The organism is Blattabacterium cuenoti, assembly GCF_014251815.1.
GTDB lineage: Bacteria > Bacteroidota > Bacteroidia > Flavobacteriales > Blattabacteriaceae > Blattabacterium > Blattabacterium cuenoti_E.
In genome coordinates, this window is record NZ_CP059202.1 from 374,163 (window position 1) to 390,193 (window position 16,031).

A 16,031-nucleotide genomic window follows, 5' to 3' on the forward strand; every position below is an offset into this window, starting at 1 on the left:
TACCTAATTTCTAATACACATCTTTCAAATATCTTCCTTCTTTTTTCATTTTTTTTATAAAAAGCCTTGAGTCGCATTTTCCTACTTTTTCTATTATACGACAAATCATTTTTTCTACATCCACACTCATAGGGGTTTTACTTCCACAAATATAAACATAAGCACCATTTTTTATCCAAGAAAAAAATTCTACTTTATTTTCCCATATTTTATTTTGAACATAAATTCTTTTTTCCTGATCCCTAGAAAAAGATAGACTTACGCGATTAAGTATTCCTTTTTTTTTCCAATTTTGGATTTCTTCTTTATACAAAAAATCTGCATCAAAATGTTGATATCCAAAAAACAACCAATTTTTTCCCGTAGCTTTTATTGCTTCTCTTTCATACAAAAAAGAACGAAAAGGGGCAATTCCAGTTCCAGGTCCAATAAGAATTATATCTTTGTCAGAATCGGGTAGTTTAAACATTTTATTTTTGTAAATGAAAAAAAACAGTTTATCGCCCATTTTAAGTTTAGATAAAAAATCAGAACAGTGACCATATACAGTTTCTCCATTGAATTGAAAGCTATGACGAGATACAGTAATATGAATTATGCCCCCATGAGCAGTAGGTGATGAAGAAATAGAATATAATCTCGGTTTTATTGGTTCTATAATTTCCATCAAATCTTTTAAATAAAATTTATTTTTCATAGGAAATTCTATTAAAAGATCAATAAGTTTCCATTTCTTATCTAAAGAAATATTTTTTTTTTCAGATAGAAAAGAATATTTTTTGATAAAATTTTCAGATAAAAAAAGAATATTTTTTTTCCTTTTAAAAAAATTGAACATATTGTTTTTTTCTTTATACTCTTCGAATTCTTCTTTTCTATTTTGTTTTAAATATTTTATAATATTATCTACTTCATTGGACGGATTTTCAGGAAAAACACCTATAGAGTCACCAGGAAGATATTGAACTTTGTTTGGAATACGTATTTCAATATGATGAATCTCTTTATCAGTCCCTTTTTCATTTAAAATTATATTATTGGAAATTTTTCCATATATCTTATGATTTATATTTTCATATTTTTTTTTTTTAAAGAAATTTACAATTTCTGAAAACCATATATTTGCTTGATCTTCATAATTAACGTCGCACTTATGTAATGGAACGATTCTCATCGCTCCTATATCATATAAACGTTTATCTATATCGTCTCCTGCTTTACAAAAATAAGTATAAGATTTATCCCCCAATGCTAATACACTATACTTCATGTTCTTTAGAAAAAGATTTTTATTATAATGAATAAAATTAAAAAAAGATTTTGCAGAAGAAGGAGGTTCGCCCTCCCCATGCGTACTTATTATAACGAAAAAATAATTTTCTTTTTCTAAATTTTTCAAACGATATTCATCTAAACTGATCAGTTTTACTTGAAATTCTTCCTTTTTAGCTTTTTTATAAATATCAAAAGCTAAATTTTTAGCATTTCCCGTTTCCGTACCATAAACTATGGTTATTTTTTCTTCCTTTTTTTTTCTAAATTTTTGAAAATCTTTTTCAGATAATAACAATCCAGACATATAACCACTCATCCATATAATCTCTTCTTGAGAAGACTCCTGTATTAACTTAAAAAATATTTCTCTATTTGATTTAGATAACATTTTTATTTTATTTATATTTTATAATAAGTTTTTTTTATCAAAAATATCATACAACTCAACATAAACAACCATTTTAAATAAGTATTATTAGGCGTCAAAAAAAGTTTTGATGATTCTTTACATACAATCTATACTATAGATCTATAAAAAAAGATCATCAACTGATAAATATCTTTCTCCAGTATCATAATTTATTGTTAAAATCGTAGATCTTTTCGAAAATTTCGATAATTGTTTTTCTATAGCAGACAATGAGGCTCCAGTAGATATTCCAACGAGAATTCCTTCTTTTTTTGCCATTTTTCTAACATAATGAAAGGCTTCTTCTTTAGATACTAAAAAAGTTCCATCTAATATTTTGATATTTAAAATAGATGGAATAAAACCTGCCCCTAATCCTTGTAAAGCATGAGAATTAGGTTTTCCTCCAAATATAACTGGAGACTCTATTGGTTCTACAGAAAATATTTTTACATTTGGAAACTTATTTTTTAATATTTCCCCTATTCCAGTAATATGACCTCCAGTCCCTACTCCTGTAATGAAATAATCGATTCCCTTAGGAAAAGCGCTTATTATTTCGTTTGCCGTTGTCTTCTTGTGTATATTTGGATTCGAAATATTATCAAATTGTTTAGGCATCCAGGAATTCGGAATAGTATTAGTTAATTCTTCAGCCTTTTGAATAGCTCCTTTCATGCCATCTTCTTTTGGAGTAAGAACAAATTTAGCTCCAAAAATAGAAAATAATTTTCTTCTCTCGATACTCATAGATTCCGGCATGACTAAAATAAGACGATATTCTTTCACAGAACAAACTATAGCCAATCCTATTCCCGTATTTCCGGAAGTCGGTTCTATGATTATATCGCCTTTATGAATAATTCCTTTTTTTTCTGCATCTTCTACCATAGATAAAGCAATTCTATCTTTTATACTTCCTCCAGGATTATTTTTTTCCAATTTTATCCATACATTATAATCAGGAAACAATCTTTTTAAATGTACATGAGGTGTATTTCCTATAGTTTTTAAAATATTATCAACTTTCATTTTTTTTTCTTTTTATTTTATATCATATTATTATATCATAAAATTAATAGGATCAGGAAAAGGGCTATTATTTCTCATTTTTATTTCATTTTTTTGGTATACTATAGAAAATGGAGGAACACTTTTTGTTACCCAAACATTGCCTCCAAGTACACTATCGTGGCCTATTATAGTTTCTCCTCCTAAAACAGTAGCTCCTGAATAAATTGTAACTTGATCTTCTATTGTAGGATGACGTTTTGTATTTGCTAATTTCTTATCTACATAAATAGCCCCTAGTGTTACGCCTTGATATATTTTAACTTTGTTCCCTATTTTTGTACTAGAACCTATAACTATTCCTGTTCCATGATCAATAGCAAAAGCTTCTCCTATTTGAGCAGATGCATGAATATCCACTCCAGTCTGACTGTGAGCATATTCTGTAATTAATCTTGGAATAATTGGAACTCCTTGAATACACAATTGATGTGCAATTCTGTATAACGCAGTAGCAAAAAAACCAGGATAAGAAAGAAAAACTTCTTCTATAACTGTTGCTGCAGGATCAGATTTTAATATTGCGTTAGCATCTATTATCAATATATTATAAATATCAGGAACTTTTTTAAAAAAAACTTTAGTTAAATTATTACTATCTTTTTCATTTATATTTAATTCAATAAAAATTTCATATAAAAGTTTTTTTAATTTTTCGTAATTCTTTTTGAAAAAAACTGCATCATTCAAAATATTTTGATCGGGAGTAAATAAAGTATAAAATAATTTTTTGACAAAATTTTCAGATTTTTTCTTATTAGGAAAAGAAATTTTCCTTTTATTATTTTCAAGTATAGTTGTTAAAAAATCTAACATTTATTTTTTTTGATTTGTATTGTATCATACAAAAAAAATTGCACACTTACACTTTGTTGTAGTTAAGTGTAAACTAAACTATTAACGTTGTTGACAGTTTTATTTTAACTAACTAAATCGTCATTCTAGAATGATATTTTTAAATGTGAATGAAGAACCTAACTAACTGCAAGAATAATTTAAATATGTTCCTGTACTATGTAATAGTAATAAAAAAAATACCCTTATGATATGAGATTTAATTTTTGAAAAATTAGATACACATTTTTTTACAAGACAGGTATATACACCTGATGTATGATAATTCCACAAATATAAGAATTTCTTTTTTTTAAAAAAACATATTATATTATCAAACTTTTCACAATAAATTTTTCAAGTTTATGAAAAAAATTAAAGTTACTAATCCTATAGTAGAAATAGATGGAGATGAAATGGCCAGAGTCATATGGAAATATATAAAAGAATATTTTATTTTTCCTTATTTAGATATAAATATTATTTACTTTGATTTAGGAATAAAAAATAGAAATAGCACAGATGACCAAATAACTATAGATGCAGCGTATGCTATAAAAAAATATAACGTAGGAATTAAATGCGCTACTATTACACCAGATGATGATAGGATGAAAGAATTTCATCTAAAAAAAATGTGGAAATCTCCAAATGGAACCATTAGAAACATTATTAATGGAACTGTTTTTAGAGAACCTATTATCATAAAAACTATTCCTCGTTTAATTCCTAATTGGAAAAACCCCATATGTATAGCAAGACATGCTTATGCTGATCAATATCAAGCTACAGACTTTATTATCAAAAAAAAAGGAAAATTGTATATTTCTTTTATTCCAGATAATAGTGAAAAAAATAAACCAATAAAACTGAAAATTCATCATTTCATGGGACCTGGTGTGGCTATGGGAATGTATAATACGGATCAATCTATTTATAGATTTGCTCGTTCTTGTTTTAACTATTCTGTATATAAAAAATGGCCTCTTTTTTTATCTACAAAAAATACTATTTTAAAAGCATATGATGGAAGATTTAAAGACATATTTCAAGAAATATATAATAATGAATTTAAATCTCAATTTGAAAGCTTACAGATTACTTATGAACATCGTTTAATTGATGATATGGTGGCTAAAGCAATTAAATCAAATGGAAAATTTATATGGGCTTGTAAAAATTATGATGGAGATGTGCTATCGGATTGCGTCGCCCAAGGGTTTTGTTCATTGGGAATGATGACTTCTATTTTACTTACTTCAGATGGAAAAACTTTAGAATCTGAAGCGGCTCACGGAACTATAACGAGACATTACAGATTACATAAAAATGGACAAGAAACATCTACCAATCCTATTGCTTCTATTTTTTCTTGGACTAGGGGATTAAAACATCGTGCTATTCTAGATAAGAATAAAGATTTAAAACTTTTTTCAGAAAAAATGGAGAAAGCATGTATAGATTTTGTAGAATCTGGAAAAATGACTAAAGATTTGCTTCAATTATCTTATCATAAAAAAAATAGTTATTTGAATACTAAAACTTTTCTTATAGAACTCAAAAATTTTTTTGATAAAAAAATAAACGAATAAACTAAAAAAACTATGTTCTTATTATTTTTTTTGTAATTTCTTTTCTTCTGAATTTCTCCAATAAATCATCTGTAAAATGAGGAATAAAAAAAATCCTTTTAGGTTTGTAAAATTTCTTATTGCCATTAAAAATAGTATTTGGAATATGTAATGAAAAGGGGGGACCTTCAACAATTAATATTAATTTTTCTCCTAAAATTTTGTCTGGCATTGAGGATATAAAAAATCGTTTTTCATAGGGGATAAAAGAACTAATTTCCTTTTCTACTAACTCAGGAATAATTTTAATTCCTCCACTGTTAATAACATTGTCATATCTACCTATCCAAATAAATGTATTTTTAGATATCATATGAACAATATCATTAGTCTGAACAAACGAATCCATAGAATATGGAGAAAAAATACGTAAACAATTTCTGTTATCTACCCTTAAAAAAACATCTTGAAACGATTTATAAAAAGTAGATTTATTGGGACCATTAATTTTTTTTATGGCGACATGACCTGATGTTTCTGTCATTCCATAAGTAGCATAACAAATTGTTGAAACATTCTGTAATTTTTTTTCTAAAAAATTTGAAATAGAATGTCCTCCTATTAAAACAATTCTAATATATTTTAAATATTTTAAACTAAAAAAAACTTGTATAGGAACCATTGATGTGATATCAAAATATTCTTTAATATTTTTTAAAGGATTAGATGATGGAAGGACACAATATATTTTCCATTTAAAAATAATAGCACGCACTAAAAACATTTTAGCAGCGATAAAATCTGCAGACAAACATAATAATCCTCTAATTCCTTTTTTATTAATTTTTAAGAATTCTACAGTTCTTATAGCTCTTTCATGCATGTATTTCTTACGTAAAAAAATAGTTTTAGGAATCCCCGTTGTTCCAGAAGTTAAAGATAATATAGGCTTATTGCTATACCAATCTTTTAAAAAAGAAAAAATGGATTTTTTCCAATAATCTTTTTCTTCATTTTTTTTTTTTAAAAAATAATAATAATTAGATATTTCATTAGAAGAAAAATCTATCCACATTTTTTTTTATTTAATTTGAATAACATTTTTATTTTCCATTTTACAAATGGATTATACCAAATAGAACCTTTTTTAATTTCTAAAGGAGATTTCCAATTATTTACATATAGAGTTCCTGTATTTAATCCATGTGTATAATTTTGATTATTATATTTTTTTTGCATTATAAAAGTCCATTGAGCAATAGCATTAATTCCAATATTACTTTCAAAAGAAGAACTAACGCACCATTTTATTCTTCTTTTCATTGCTTCTATTATCCATTCTTCAGATCCATAAAATCCTCCATTTACACTAGGTTTCAATATGATATATTGAGGTTGAATCACGTCCAATAATTTCCTTTTTTCTTTTAAAATATTAACATTAGCTAATTCTTCATCTAATGCTATAGGTAATTTTGATTTTTTACATATTTTTGACATTTCTTTCCAATTACCGGGCGGTATTGGTTGTTCCATTAAATCAATTATATTCAAATCATAAAATTTATTTAAACAATATAAAGCTTCTTTAATATTTTTGAAACAACCATTCGCATCTACACGGATTTTTATAAATGGATATTTTTTTTTGATTTCTTTTATAATAGAATATTGATTAAAAAAATTCATATTAATCTTTATTTTTATAAATGAACAACCTTTAATAATTTGGGATTCAATTTTTTTTATTGCATGTTTTCTATTTTTAAAAGAATTTAGCCATATAATTCCGTTTACAGGAACACCTTCTTTTCCATGGGTAAATTTAGAATGATATAACACAGGAAATTGATTTTTCAAACTTAAAATAGATTGTTCCAATCCAAATAAAATAGATGAATATGAAATATGTTTATAGTCTCTTTTCAAAAAAAGAATTTTTTCGGAAATATTTTTTAGCTCAATTTCAAATTTTTTCAAGTTATTTAAAGCATATTGATCTAATATTGGGTTACATTCTCCTATTCCTATCTTATCGTTTTTTCTTAAAATAATAAACCATATAGTATTTTTTTGAAATATTGTATTAGAGTTAGATATTTTTTTTTTGAAAAAAAATATTCGTTTTTCAAAAAAAAAATGAATTTTTTGATTTATATTCATTTATTTATATTTTTACACATATAAAGTGTCTCCTTTTTCTAATAAAATTAATTCTTTTCCTTTTTCAAAAAATTTTCTTTTTGCTTGTTTTTTATCAATTCGAATATCTTCAAATGTATCGTAATGAACTCCTAATATTTTTTCAGATTTTAAAAAATCTGAAGCAATAATAGCTTCTTCTATATCCATAGTATACTTTCCTCCTATTGGAAGAATAGAAAGATCTAATTTTCCAAAACTAGGAATAAGATTCATTTCATATATCACAGATGTATCTCCTGATATATATAAATTACCTTCATCTGTATGTAAAAGAAAACCTCCTGGATTTCCTCCATATGTTCCATCGTTAAAAACGCTTGAATGCGCAGCCCAAATATATTTTAATTTTCCAAAAGGAAATGAGATAAAAGATCCATAATTAATTCCATATGTTTTTATTCCTTTTTTATTAAAATAATTAGATATTTCATAATTAGAAATTACTAAAACATTATTGAACTTATGTGAAAATAATTCCACATCACATACATGATCGTAATGTGCATGTGTCAATAAGATATAATCTATTTTTTGAATAGATCTTAGAAAATTCATATTCTTAAAAACAGGATTTTCAGAAAAAAAAGGATCTATCAATAAATATTTTTCATGTATTTCTATAATACATGTGCTATGAGAAAAAAAAGTAATTTTCATGATTTAAATTAATTTATAAAACCAATTCCTATACTAAATCCATATAAAAAAGTTAGTATAACCAATTTTTTTAATTCTGGATTAAATAATTTTTTTTCTTTTATAGAAATTATTTTTTTAATATGCAATATTAGAAAAATAACAATTAAAGTAAAATATAACCATTGATAAATAGTTTTTGTATTTAAAAAAATAAAATATCCTCCCAAAAATATTGATATTAATATAATTAATGTATGATATAACTTAGCATATCTTATTCCTAACCATACAGCCATAGTATGTTTCCCTTTTTTATTATCATTATCTAAATCTCTCATGTTATTTATATTCAAAACTCCCACATTCAAAAATCCTATAGATAAAGAAAGAATAAAAATGTCCATACATAAAGTATGTGTATATAGAAAATAACTTCCTTCCACCGAAATAATACCAAAAAAAATCATGACAAACAAATCTCCCATACCTATTATATATCCATAAGGATATGGACCAATAGAATATTTTATTGAACTGTATATACATATAAAAATTCCTATAAAAAATAGAAAAAAAACATTTTCATATAAAACAGTTTTACAAAGTAATAAAAATCCTGAAAAAAAAGACAGAATGGAAAATAGACGAATAGCTTTTTTCATTTCTGAAAATGATATAAAACCACATTGAATTGTTCTTTTAGGCCCTATTCGTTTGCAATTATCTACTCCTGTTATACTGTCTCCATAATCATTTGAAAAATTAGCTAATATTTGTAATAATAAAGCAGTGATTATACATAAAATATAAACAACAGTAAAATTCCCATTTGTTCTGTATTTAGATATAAAAAAACTTAAAGTAATTCCAGAAAAAGATAAAGGTAATGTATGAATGCGAGCTGCATTAATCCAATATTTCAGTTTCATTTTCATAAAAATCTTGGATATTTTTTAAAATTTGGAGATCTTTTTTCCAAAAAAGCTTTTTTTCCTTCTTGAGATTCCTCCATTAAATAAAACATTAAAGTAGCATCTCCTGTTAATTGCATTAATCCATGCTGTCCATCTAATTCAGCATTTAAACTACGTTTTATCATCCTTAAAGACATAGGACTTCTTTTTTGAATAGTTTTACACCATTTTATGGTTTCTTTTTCTAATTCTTCTTTTTTTACAACTTTGTTAATCAATCCCATATCTAAAGCTTCTTCAGCTGTATACTCCTTACACAAAAACCACATTTCACGTGTTTTTTTTTGTCCAATATGACGGGCCAAATATGAACACCCAAATCCTCCATCAAAAGAACCCACTTTAGGTCCTACTTGACTAAAAATTGCATTATCAGAAGCTATGGTTAAATCACAAACAACATGTAAAACATGGCCCCCTCCTACTGCATAGCCATTAACCATAGCTATAACTGGTTTCGGTATTTCTCTTATTTTTTTATAAAAATCTAAAATATTTAATCTAGGAATTCCGTCTTTACCTAAATATCCGCCTAAACCTCTTGTAGTTTGATCTCCTCCAGAACAAAAAGATTTTTTTCCTGATCCAGTTATGATTAATACATCTATATCATTTCTATTACTACAAATGTTTATGGCGTCTATCATTTCATCTACTGTTTCTACACGAAATGCATTATGACGCCATGGTCTATTAATCTCAATTTTAGAAATACCTTCTCCAAAAAGAAATAAAATATCTTCATATTTTTTAATTGGAACCCAATCTATAGTGTAATTCATAATGAAAAAATTAAAAATTGATGTTTATTTTTACAAAATAACAAAAAAAAGAGATTTTATTATGTTATGTTCCGTAATGTATTATCTGTATTAGCAGGAGTTATGGTAAACATTATAGAAATGTTTTATACCATAAAATTTTTGAAAAAATGGTTTATAGAAATACAATTTCTACCATTAAAAAAATTCAAATCTCTTATAATAGAAGCTCCTACTGAGTTTTTTATTGTATTAATTTTTTTTTATGCTTTTGGCACTTTATTAGGAGGGGTTATAACTGCTTTTTTTGCAAAAAATGCAAAAAAAGCTTACGCTATATTAACAGGTTTTATTTTGTTTATTATAGCGTTATTTCATGTGTTTTTTTTTCCATTTCCATTATGGATAAAAATAATAATACTTCCTCTTTTTTTACCTTTTTCATATATATCATATATGGGAGGAAATTTTGTAGAATTATTACAAAGAAAAAAATGAATAAATTAATAGGTAAATAAATCCAGATATATATCCTATCAAAGCAATCCAACTAATTTTTTTTAAATACCAAAAAAAATCTATTTTTTCCATGCTCATAGCTGCTACACCTGCAGCAGATCCTATAATAAAAATACTCCCTCCCGTTCCAGAAACATAAGCAATAAAATGCCATAATTCATGATTTACAGGATAAGAAAACATAGCTATAGTAGCAGCTACTAATGGAACATTATCTATAATAGAAGAAATAAAGCCCAACAAAAAAGTTGTTATTTTCCATGTATAAACTGTTTCATTAATCCAGTGAGACAAGCTATATAATTTTCCCATAGATTCCAAAGAAGAAACAGAAAGTAAAATTCCTAAGAAAAATAATAAACTAGATACATCCATTTTTTTAAGCGTGTCATCCAAAATAGATTTTGATTTATATTTTTTAGATGCTATAAAAAGCATAATTCCTAAAGAAAACATCATCCCCATATACGGGGGGATTCCTATTACAGTTTTAAAAATCGGAACAAGTAACATCAGTAAGAAACCTATTTTTAACATAAAAAAACCTCTATTTATCGAATCTTTTGAAAGATTATTTTTTTTTATTTGAATATATCCATTAAAAATAGGCATATAGGATGCTATTATAGTAGAAATAACCATACATAATATAGATGGGAATAATATTCTTTTTATAAGATGAGTTGTCGTTACTTTATTAGAAATCCATAACATGGTAGTAGTTATATCTCCAATTGGAGACCAAACTCCTCCCGCATTAGCAGATATAATAATTGAACCTAAATAATATAAACGATTTTTATAATTGTAAATAGTTTTTTTTAAAAGAGAAATCATAACCATAGTAGCTGTAAGATTATCTATTATAGCAGATAATAAAAAAGAAACTATGCTTATAATCCATAAAAATTTTCGTTTTGTATTTGTTCGAAATAATTCTTTTAAAGCTTCAAATCCAGAATATTTTTCAATAACAGCAATAATCGACATGGCCCCAATAAGAAAAAAAACAATTTCTGAAGCTTTTCCTAGATGAAATAATAACAAATGTTTAGGATCTTGTTTCAGTATTAAATTTTGATTGAATTCATATTCATAAACTGGAATATTAAAAAATATAATTAAGGACCAACAAATAGTAGCCATCAAAATAGATGGAATTACTTTATTTACAGAAATATAATTCTCAAGAGTAATTAATAAATATCCAAAGATAAAAATAAAAATTACCATTGATTTTTTGTATTTTTATATTCATTCAATTGGACATTGAACTCCATTTTGAATAATATGAACACTTTCCAAGTGTATTCTCAATACGTAATAATTGATTGTATTTTGAAATTCTTTCAGAACGGCACAAAGAACCTGTTTTTATTTGTTCAATATTAAATGCAACAGAAAGATCTGCTATAAAAGAATCATCAGTGTCTCCAGAACGATGAGAAATAATATTTTTATATTTGTTTTTTTTAGCTATATGAATTGTTTCAATTGTTTCTGTTAGAGTTCCTACTTGATTCACTTTAATTAAAATAGAATTTGCTACTTTTTTTTCTATTCCTTCATTTAGTTTTTTAGCTTGTGTAACGAAAAGATCATCTCCAACTAATTGAATTTGATTTCCTATTTCATGAGTTAACAATTTCCATCCCTCCCAATCATTTTGATCCATCCCATCTTCTATAGATATAATTGGATATCTTTTTATTAAATAAGATAAATAATGAACATGTTCTTCTCTTGATTTTATTAAATTATTTTCTTTTTTTTCAAATTTGGAATAATTATATTTTCCATTTTCATAAAATTCAGAAGCTGCACAATCTATAGCTATTGCTACTTGATCATAAGGTTCATAATTTGCCATATGTATAGCTTCTAATATGTGATCTAAAACATTTTCAACTCCATTAAAATTAGGAGAAAAACCACCTTCATCTCCTACGTTAGTAGAAAAACCTTTTTCGTTTAAAATATTTTTTAGTTGATAAAATACTTTATGCCCTATTTGAAGCGCCTCTATAAAAGTATTTGCTTTTACAGGAACTATCATAAATTCTTGGAAAACTATAGAAGGAGTATTTGAATGCACACCCCCATTTACAATATTTATTAGAGGAATAGGGAGTGAACAAGTATAAACCCCTCCTATATATTTATAAAGAGGAATATTTAATTCGTTAGATGCAGCTTTTGCCACCGCTAAAGATATAGCTAAAATAGCATTAGATCCTAATCTTCTTTTATTTGTTGTACCATCTAATTCCAACATTAATTGATCAATGTAAATTTGATCTAAAACAGATTTTCCAATTAATTCGGGAGCAATAATATCATTTACGTTTTGAACCGCCTTTAAAACTCCTTTTCCAAAAAAAATATTTTCTTTATTGTCACGTAATTCAAAAGCTTCATTTTTTCCTTTTGATGCTCCAGATGGTACAGAAGCACGTCCTAGTATATAATTTTCTGTTATTACATCTACTTCTACAGTAGGATCCCCTCTGGAATCTAATATTTGTCTGGCTTTAATACACTTAATTTTACTCATTTACTCATTATTTACTTTTTTGTTTTTTTTCCTGCTACGTCTTACAGATTTTATTATTTTTTTAGAACTATAATTTTTGTTAAAGTCGACTAATTCTATAAGAGAAAGAGGGGCCTGATCTCCAAAACGAAATCCAGTTTTTATTATTCTAATATATCCACCAGGACGTTCGCGTACTTTTTCAAAAATATTTTTAAATAATTCAGCCACCGCTGTTTTATCTCTTAAATACGAAAAAATATTTCTTTTAGAATGAATCGTATTAATTTTTGATTTTGTAATAATAGGTTCTACATATTTTCTCAAAGCTTTAGCTTTAGCCAAAGTAGTAAAAATTCTTTTCTTTTTTATAAGAGAAGAAGCCATATTAGAAAGAAGAGATTTACGATGACCACGTTTTCTACCTAAATGATTATTTTTATTTCTATGATTCATTCAATTTTAATTGAAAAATTTTCTATATTCATACCAAAATATAATCCTTTTTCTTTCATTTTACTTTCTAATTCATCTAGAGATTTTTTTCCAAAATTTCTCATTTTCAACATAGTATTTCTACTACAACTTACCAAATCTGCTATAGTAATTATAGAAGCTGATTTCAAACAATTTTTTGTACGTACAGATAAATCCATATCGTTTAATTTGGATTTTAATAATGTGCGCATTCGCATAAATTCTTCATCATATTTTTTATCATCATTAATTTTATCTTGTTTTTTTTCGCCTATTTTCTCATAAGAGAAAATAGAAAAATACTGGATCAGTATTTTTGAAGCCTCCATTAAAGCTATTTTGGGGCAGATAGATCCATCTGTTTTAATTTCTAATGAAAGATTTTCAAAATCAGTTTTCTGTCCCACACGACAATTTTCTATTGTATATCTCACGTTTTTGATAGGAGTATAAATGGAATCTATAGGAATAGTTTCAATTGAATAATTATTATTATTTTTTTTGTTTTCTTCTGCAGGAACATAACCTCTGCCCTCTTCAATCGTAAAACTTATTTCTAAAGGAACTGATTCATCTTTATTACAAATAACTAAATCATCGTTTAAAATTTGAAATCCAGAAATAAACTTATTTAAAATTTTTCCTGTTACTTGTTCTCCATGATTTATATGAGCATTAACAGTTTCTTTTTCAGTTCCTAGTATTTCTTGTTTAAAACGGATTTTTTTAAAATTTAAAACTATTTCAGTAACATCCTCTACTACTCCTTTTATAGTAGAAAACTCATATTTTACTCCTTTTATTTTAATAGAAGTTACTGCATATCCTCTTAAAGAACTCAATAAAACCCTTCTTAATGCATTTCCTATCGTAATTCCATACCCAGGTTCTAAAGGTTTTAAATTAAAAATAGCTCTATTATCTGAAAGCTCAGATATTGCAATTCTATCAGGTTTCACAAAATCTATAATAGCCATTACAATTGATTTACTACTATTTTATTTTGAATATAATTCAACAATTAATTGTTCCTTGATCTTTTCAGGAATTTGTATTCTTTTTGGCATTATTCTAAATATACCAAACATATTTTGTTCATCCAAAATTAACCATTCTACTAATGGTCCTGTTTTTTTCTGTATAGAACTTAATATAACTGGATGTTTTTTAGATTTTTCTTTGATTCCTATCTGATCTCCTGGTTTTAACCTAAAAGATGGAATATTTACCACTTTATTATTAACGATAACATGTCTATGAGAGACAATTTGACGTGCAGAAGATCGAGATGGGGCAAATTTTAATCTAAAAACTATATTATCTAATCTACTTTCACATGCTTGTAACAATAATTCTCCAGTTATCCCTTTTTTTCTTGCAGCCTCAAGAAACAAACTCTCAAATTGTCGTTCCAATATTCCATAAGTATATCTTGCTTTTTGTTTCTCTATTAATTGAATAAAATATTCAGAACGTTTTCCTCTACGACGATTATTTCCATGTTGGCCTGATGGATATTTTCTTCTATCAAAATACTTGTCTTCTCCATAAATACATTCCCCAAATCTTCTAGAAATTTTAGTTTTAGGTCCTATATATTTTGCCATAATTTTTAATTTAAACTCTTCTTCTTTTAGGAGGACGACAACCATTATGTGGCAATGGAGTGATATCCTTGATTATTGTTACTGCAAGACCAGAATTACTCAATGCTCGTATAGCCGCATCTCTTCCAGCTCCAGGTCCTTTAATTTTAACTTCTACTTTTTTTATTCCAGCATTTAACCCCTCTTTCGCTACATTTTCTGCTACCATTTGGGCCGCATATGGAGTGTTTTTTTTAGATCCTTTAAAATTCATTTTTCCAGCAGAAGACCATGCTATCACATCGCCTTTTTTGTTTGTTAAGGTTATAATGATATTATTAAAAGTAGCTTGAATATGAGCTTCTCCTATAGGATCTACGACTACTGATTTTTTTTTTACAGATGATGATTTTCCCATATTTATTTTGTGACTTTCTTCTTGTTAGCTACAGTTTTCTTTCTTCCTTTTCTAGTTCTACAATTATTTTTTGTTTTTTGTCCTCTTAATGGTAAGCCTTTTCTATGTCTAGTTCCTGCATAACAACCTATATCCATCAATCGTTTAATATTAAGTTGTATTTCAGCTCTTAGTTCTCCTTCAATTTTTATATAATCAGATATATACTTTCTAATTTTACTAATATCATCATCAGACCAATCTTTTACTTTTTTATTTTCATCTATTCCGATATAAGTAAGTATTTTTTTAGATAAACTTTTACCTATACCATATAAATAAGTAAGACCAATAACACCTCTTTTAGATCTTGGAAGATCAATACCCGAAATTCTTACAGACATAAAATCTATTTATTTAATCTATCCCTGTTTTTGTTTAAATCTAGGGTTTTTTTTATTGATAATACGTAAACGTCTTTTTCTCCTAACAATTTTACAATTATCAGTTCTTTTTTTCAAAGATGCTCTTATTTTCATAACATGAAATTTTTTTTAATATCTATAAGTTATTCTTCCTCTTTCTAAATCATAAGATGACATTTCTAATCTTACTTTATCTCCTGGCAATATTTTGATGTAATGCATTCTCATTTTTCCTGATATATGAGCTTTAACAATACATCCATTTTCTAATTCAACACGAAACATTGCATTTGGAGATGATTCTATAATGGTTCCATCAACTTCAATATGCTTTTGTTTAGCCATATAACATAAT

General features: G+C 26.1%; 19 protein-coding genes. 2 read left to right on the forward strand and 17 right to left on the reverse strand.

The features are described 5' to 3' along the window. Positions 1 to 10: 10 nt before the first annotated feature. The 3 genes from H0H54_RS01780 to H0H54_RS01790 form a co-directional block, all read right to left on the reverse strand. Positions 11 to 1,663 carry a diflavin oxidoreductase gene (locus tag H0H54_RS01780; protein ID WP_185863029.1) on the reverse strand — a complete coding sequence of 551 codons (1,653 nt, stop codon included), beginning with the start codon at positions 1,661 to 1,663 and terminating at the stop codon, positions 11 to 13. A 141-nt stretch (positions 1,664 to 1,804) separates the two neighbouring features. Continuing rightward, positions 1,805 to 2,716: a cysteine synthase A gene (gene cysK / locus H0H54_RS01785; protein ID WP_185863030.1), complete on the reverse strand. Its 912-nt coding sequence runs from the start codon at positions 2,714 to 2,716 to the stop codon at positions 1,805 to 1,807. A 30-nt stretch (positions 2,717 to 2,746) separates the two neighbouring features. After that, on the reverse strand, positions 2,747 to 3,571 hold the full coding sequence (locus H0H54_RS01790; protein WP_185863031.1) for a serine O-acetyltransferase: 825 nt from the start codon (positions 3,569 to 3,571) through the stop codon (positions 2,747 to 2,749). Positions 3,572 to 3,954: 383 nt separating this feature from the next. Between H0H54_RS01790 and H0H54_RS01795 the strand changes: the two genes are divergently transcribed. Further along, complete coding sequence (locus H0H54_RS01795) at positions 3,955 to 5,181, forward strand: NADP-dependent isocitrate dehydrogenase (RefSeq protein ID WP_185863032.1); 1,227 nt, start codon at positions 3,955 to 3,957, stop codon at positions 5,179 to 5,181. Between the two features lie 10 nt (positions 5,182 to 5,191). Here the strand turns inward: H0H54_RS01795 and H0H54_RS01800 are convergent, their stop codons facing one another. The 5 genes from H0H54_RS01800 to menB are packed head-to-tail and all read right to left on the reverse strand — an operon-like array spanning position 5,192 to position 9,760. Further along, positions 5,192 to 6,235, reverse strand: a complete 1,044-nt coding sequence (locus tag H0H54_RS01800) for an AMP-binding protein (RefSeq protein WP_185863033.1) — start codon at positions 6,233 to 6,235, stop codon at positions 5,192 to 5,194. After that, a complete protein-coding gene (locus H0H54_RS01805; protein WP_185863034.1) occupies positions 6,226 to 7,323 on the reverse strand; it encodes an enolase C-terminal domain-like protein in 1,098 nt (365 codons plus the stop codon). The genes H0H54_RS01800 and H0H54_RS01805 overlap by 10 nt, the downstream gene beginning before the upstream one ends. 12 nt (positions 7,324 to 7,335) lie before the next feature. Continuing rightward, a complete protein-coding gene (locus H0H54_RS01810; protein ID WP_185863035.1) occupies positions 7,336 to 8,022 on the reverse strand; it encodes a metal-dependent hydrolase in 687 nt (228 codons plus the stop codon). 8 nt (positions 8,023 to 8,030) lie between these two features. After that, on the reverse strand, positions 8,031 to 8,939 hold the full coding sequence (gene menA, locus H0H54_RS01815) for a 1,4-dihydroxy-2-naphthoate octaprenyltransferase (RefSeq protein ID WP_317168478.1): 909 nt from the start codon (positions 8,937 to 8,939) through the stop codon (positions 8,031 to 8,033). Further along, the gene (gene menB / locus H0H54_RS01820; protein ID WP_185863036.1) at positions 8,936 to 9,760 is read right to left on the reverse strand and encodes a 1,4-dihydroxy-2-naphthoyl-CoA synthase; all 825 of its coding nucleotides are present in this window, start codon (positions 9,758 to 9,760) and stop codon (positions 8,936 to 8,938) included. The genes menA and menB overlap by 4 nt, the downstream gene beginning before the upstream one ends. A 66-nt stretch (positions 9,761 to 9,826) precedes the next feature. On the opposite strand from menB, the gene H0H54_RS01825 reads away from it, so the two are divergent. Continuing rightward, on the forward strand, positions 9,827 to 10,237 hold the full coding sequence (locus H0H54_RS01825) for a hypothetical protein (RefSeq protein ID WP_185863037.1): 411 nt from the start codon (positions 9,827 to 9,829) through the stop codon (positions 10,235 to 10,237). On the opposite strand, the gene nhaD is transcribed toward H0H54_RS01825, so the two are convergent. From nhaD to infA, 9 genes are read right to left on the reverse strand one after another with little or no spacing between them, the layout of a single operon-like run. Then, entirely contained in the window at positions 10,220 to 11,491 is a 1,272-nt protein-coding gene (gene nhaD, locus H0H54_RS01830) for a sodium:proton antiporter NhaD (protein ID WP_185863038.1), read from the reverse strand. The genes H0H54_RS01825 and nhaD overlap by 18 nt on opposite strands. A 25-nt stretch (positions 11,492 to 11,516) precedes the next feature. Next, entirely contained in the window at positions 11,517 to 12,812 is a 1,296-nt protein-coding gene (eno, locus tag H0H54_RS01835; protein ID WP_185863039.1) for a phosphopyruvate hydratase, read from the reverse strand. After that, the gene (rplQ, locus tag H0H54_RS01840; RefSeq protein WP_185863040.1) at positions 12,813 to 13,247 is read right to left on the reverse strand and encodes a 50S ribosomal protein L17; all 435 of its coding nucleotides are present in this window, start codon (positions 13,245 to 13,247) and stop codon (positions 12,813 to 12,815) included. Continuing rightward, positions 13,244 to 14,245, reverse strand: coding sequence for a DNA-directed RNA polymerase subunit alpha (locus H0H54_RS01845; RefSeq protein WP_185863041.1), 1,002 nt, complete (start codon positions 14,243 to 14,245; stop codon positions 13,244 to 13,246). The genes rplQ and H0H54_RS01845 overlap by 4 nt, the downstream gene beginning before the upstream one ends. A gap of 21 nt (positions 14,246 to 14,266) precedes the next feature. Next, positions 14,267 to 14,875: a 30S ribosomal protein S4 gene (rpsD, locus tag H0H54_RS01850; RefSeq protein ID WP_185863042.1), complete on the reverse strand. Its 609-nt coding sequence runs from the start codon at positions 14,873 to 14,875 to the stop codon at positions 14,267 to 14,269. A 10-nt stretch (positions 14,876 to 14,885) separates the two neighbouring features. Then, positions 14,886 to 15,272 (reverse strand): 30S ribosomal protein S11, encoded by a 387-nt coding sequence (gene rpsK / locus H0H54_RS01855; RefSeq protein WP_185863043.1) that lies wholly within the window; start codon positions 15,270 to 15,272, stop codon positions 14,886 to 14,888. Positions 15,273 to 15,274: 2 nt separating this feature from the next. Continuing rightward, complete coding sequence (gene rpsM / locus H0H54_RS01860; protein ID WP_185863044.1) at positions 15,275 to 15,655, reverse strand: 30S ribosomal protein S13; 381 nt, start codon at positions 15,653 to 15,655, stop codon at positions 15,275 to 15,277. Positions 15,656 to 15,673: 18 nt separating this feature from the next. After that, on the reverse strand, positions 15,674 to 15,790 hold the full coding sequence (gene rpmJ, locus H0H54_RS01865; RefSeq protein ID WP_185863045.1) for a 50S ribosomal protein L36: 117 nt from the start codon (positions 15,788 to 15,790) through the stop codon (positions 15,674 to 15,676). A 15-nt stretch (positions 15,791 to 15,805) separates the two neighbouring features. Then, the gene (infA, locus tag H0H54_RS01870) at positions 15,806 to 16,021 is read right to left on the reverse strand and encodes a translation initiation factor IF-1 (RefSeq protein ID WP_014726678.1); all 216 of its coding nucleotides are present in this window, start codon (positions 16,019 to 16,021) and stop codon (positions 15,806 to 15,808) included. Between the last annotated feature and the right edge of the window lie 10 nt (positions 16,022 to 16,031).

Coding starts and splice junctions, on each gene's coding strand:
- H0H54_RS01780 (WP_185863029.1), bottom strand. CDS start 1,663: ATGTTATCTAAATCAAATAGAGAAATATTTTTTAAGTTAATACAGGAG.
- cysK (WP_185863030.1), bottom strand. CDS start 2,716: ATGAAAGTTGATAATATTTTAAAAACTATAGGAAATACACCTCATGTA.
- H0H54_RS01790 (WP_185863031.1), bottom strand. CDS start 3,571: ATGTTAGATTTTTTAACAACTATACTTGAAAATAATAAAAGGAAAATT.
- H0H54_RS01795 (WP_185863032.1), top strand. CDS start 3,955: ATGAAAAAAATTAAAGTTACTAATCCTATAGTAGAAATAGATGGAGAT.
- H0H54_RS01800 (WP_185863033.1), bottom strand. CDS start 6,235: ATGTGGATAGATTTTTCTTCTAATGAAATATCTAATTATTATTATTTT.
- H0H54_RS01805 (WP_185863034.1), bottom strand. CDS start 7,323: ATGAATATAAATCAAAAAATTCATTTTTTTTTTGAAAAACGAATATTT.
- H0H54_RS01810 (WP_185863035.1), bottom strand. CDS start 8,022: ATGAAAATTACTTTTTTTTCTCATAGCACATGTATTATAGAAATACAT.
- menA (WP_317168478.1), bottom strand. CDS start 8,939: ATGAAAATGAAACTGAAATATTGGATTAATGCAGCTCGCATTCATACA.
- menB (WP_185863036.1), bottom strand. CDS start 9,760: ATGAATTACACTATAGATTGGGTTCCAATTAAAAAATATGAAGATATT.
- H0H54_RS01825 (WP_185863037.1), top strand. CDS start 9,827: ATGTTCCGTAATGTATTATCTGTATTAGCAGGAGTTATGGTAAACATT.
- nhaD (WP_185863038.1), bottom strand. CDS start 11,491: ATGGTAATTTTTATTTTTATCTTTGGATATTTATTAATTACTCTTGAG.
- eno (WP_185863039.1), bottom strand. CDS start 12,812: ATGAGTAAAATTAAGTGTATTAAAGCCAGACAAATATTAGATTCCAGA.
- rplQ (WP_185863040.1), bottom strand. CDS start 13,247: ATGAATCATAGAAATAAAAATAATCATTTAGGTAGAAAACGTGGTCAT.
- H0H54_RS01845 (WP_185863041.1), bottom strand. CDS start 14,245: ATGGCTATTATAGATTTTGTGAAACCTGATAGAATTGCAATATCTGAG.
- rpsD (WP_185863042.1), bottom strand. CDS start 14,875: ATGGCAAAATATATAGGACCTAAAACTAAAATTTCTAGAAGATTTGGG.
- rpsK (WP_185863043.1), bottom strand. CDS start 15,272: ATGGGAAAATCATCATCTGTAAAAAAAAAATCAGTAGTCGTAGATCCT.
- rpsM (WP_185863044.1), bottom strand. CDS start 15,655: ATGTCTGTAAGAATTTCGGGTATTGATCTTCCAAGATCTAAAAGAGGT.
- rpmJ (WP_185863045.1), bottom strand. CDS start 15,790: ATGAAAATAAGAGCATCTTTGAAAAAAAGAACTGATAATTGTAAAATT.
- infA (WP_014726678.1), bottom strand. CDS start 16,021: ATGGCTAAACAAAAGCATATTGAAGTTGATGGAACCATTATAGAATCA.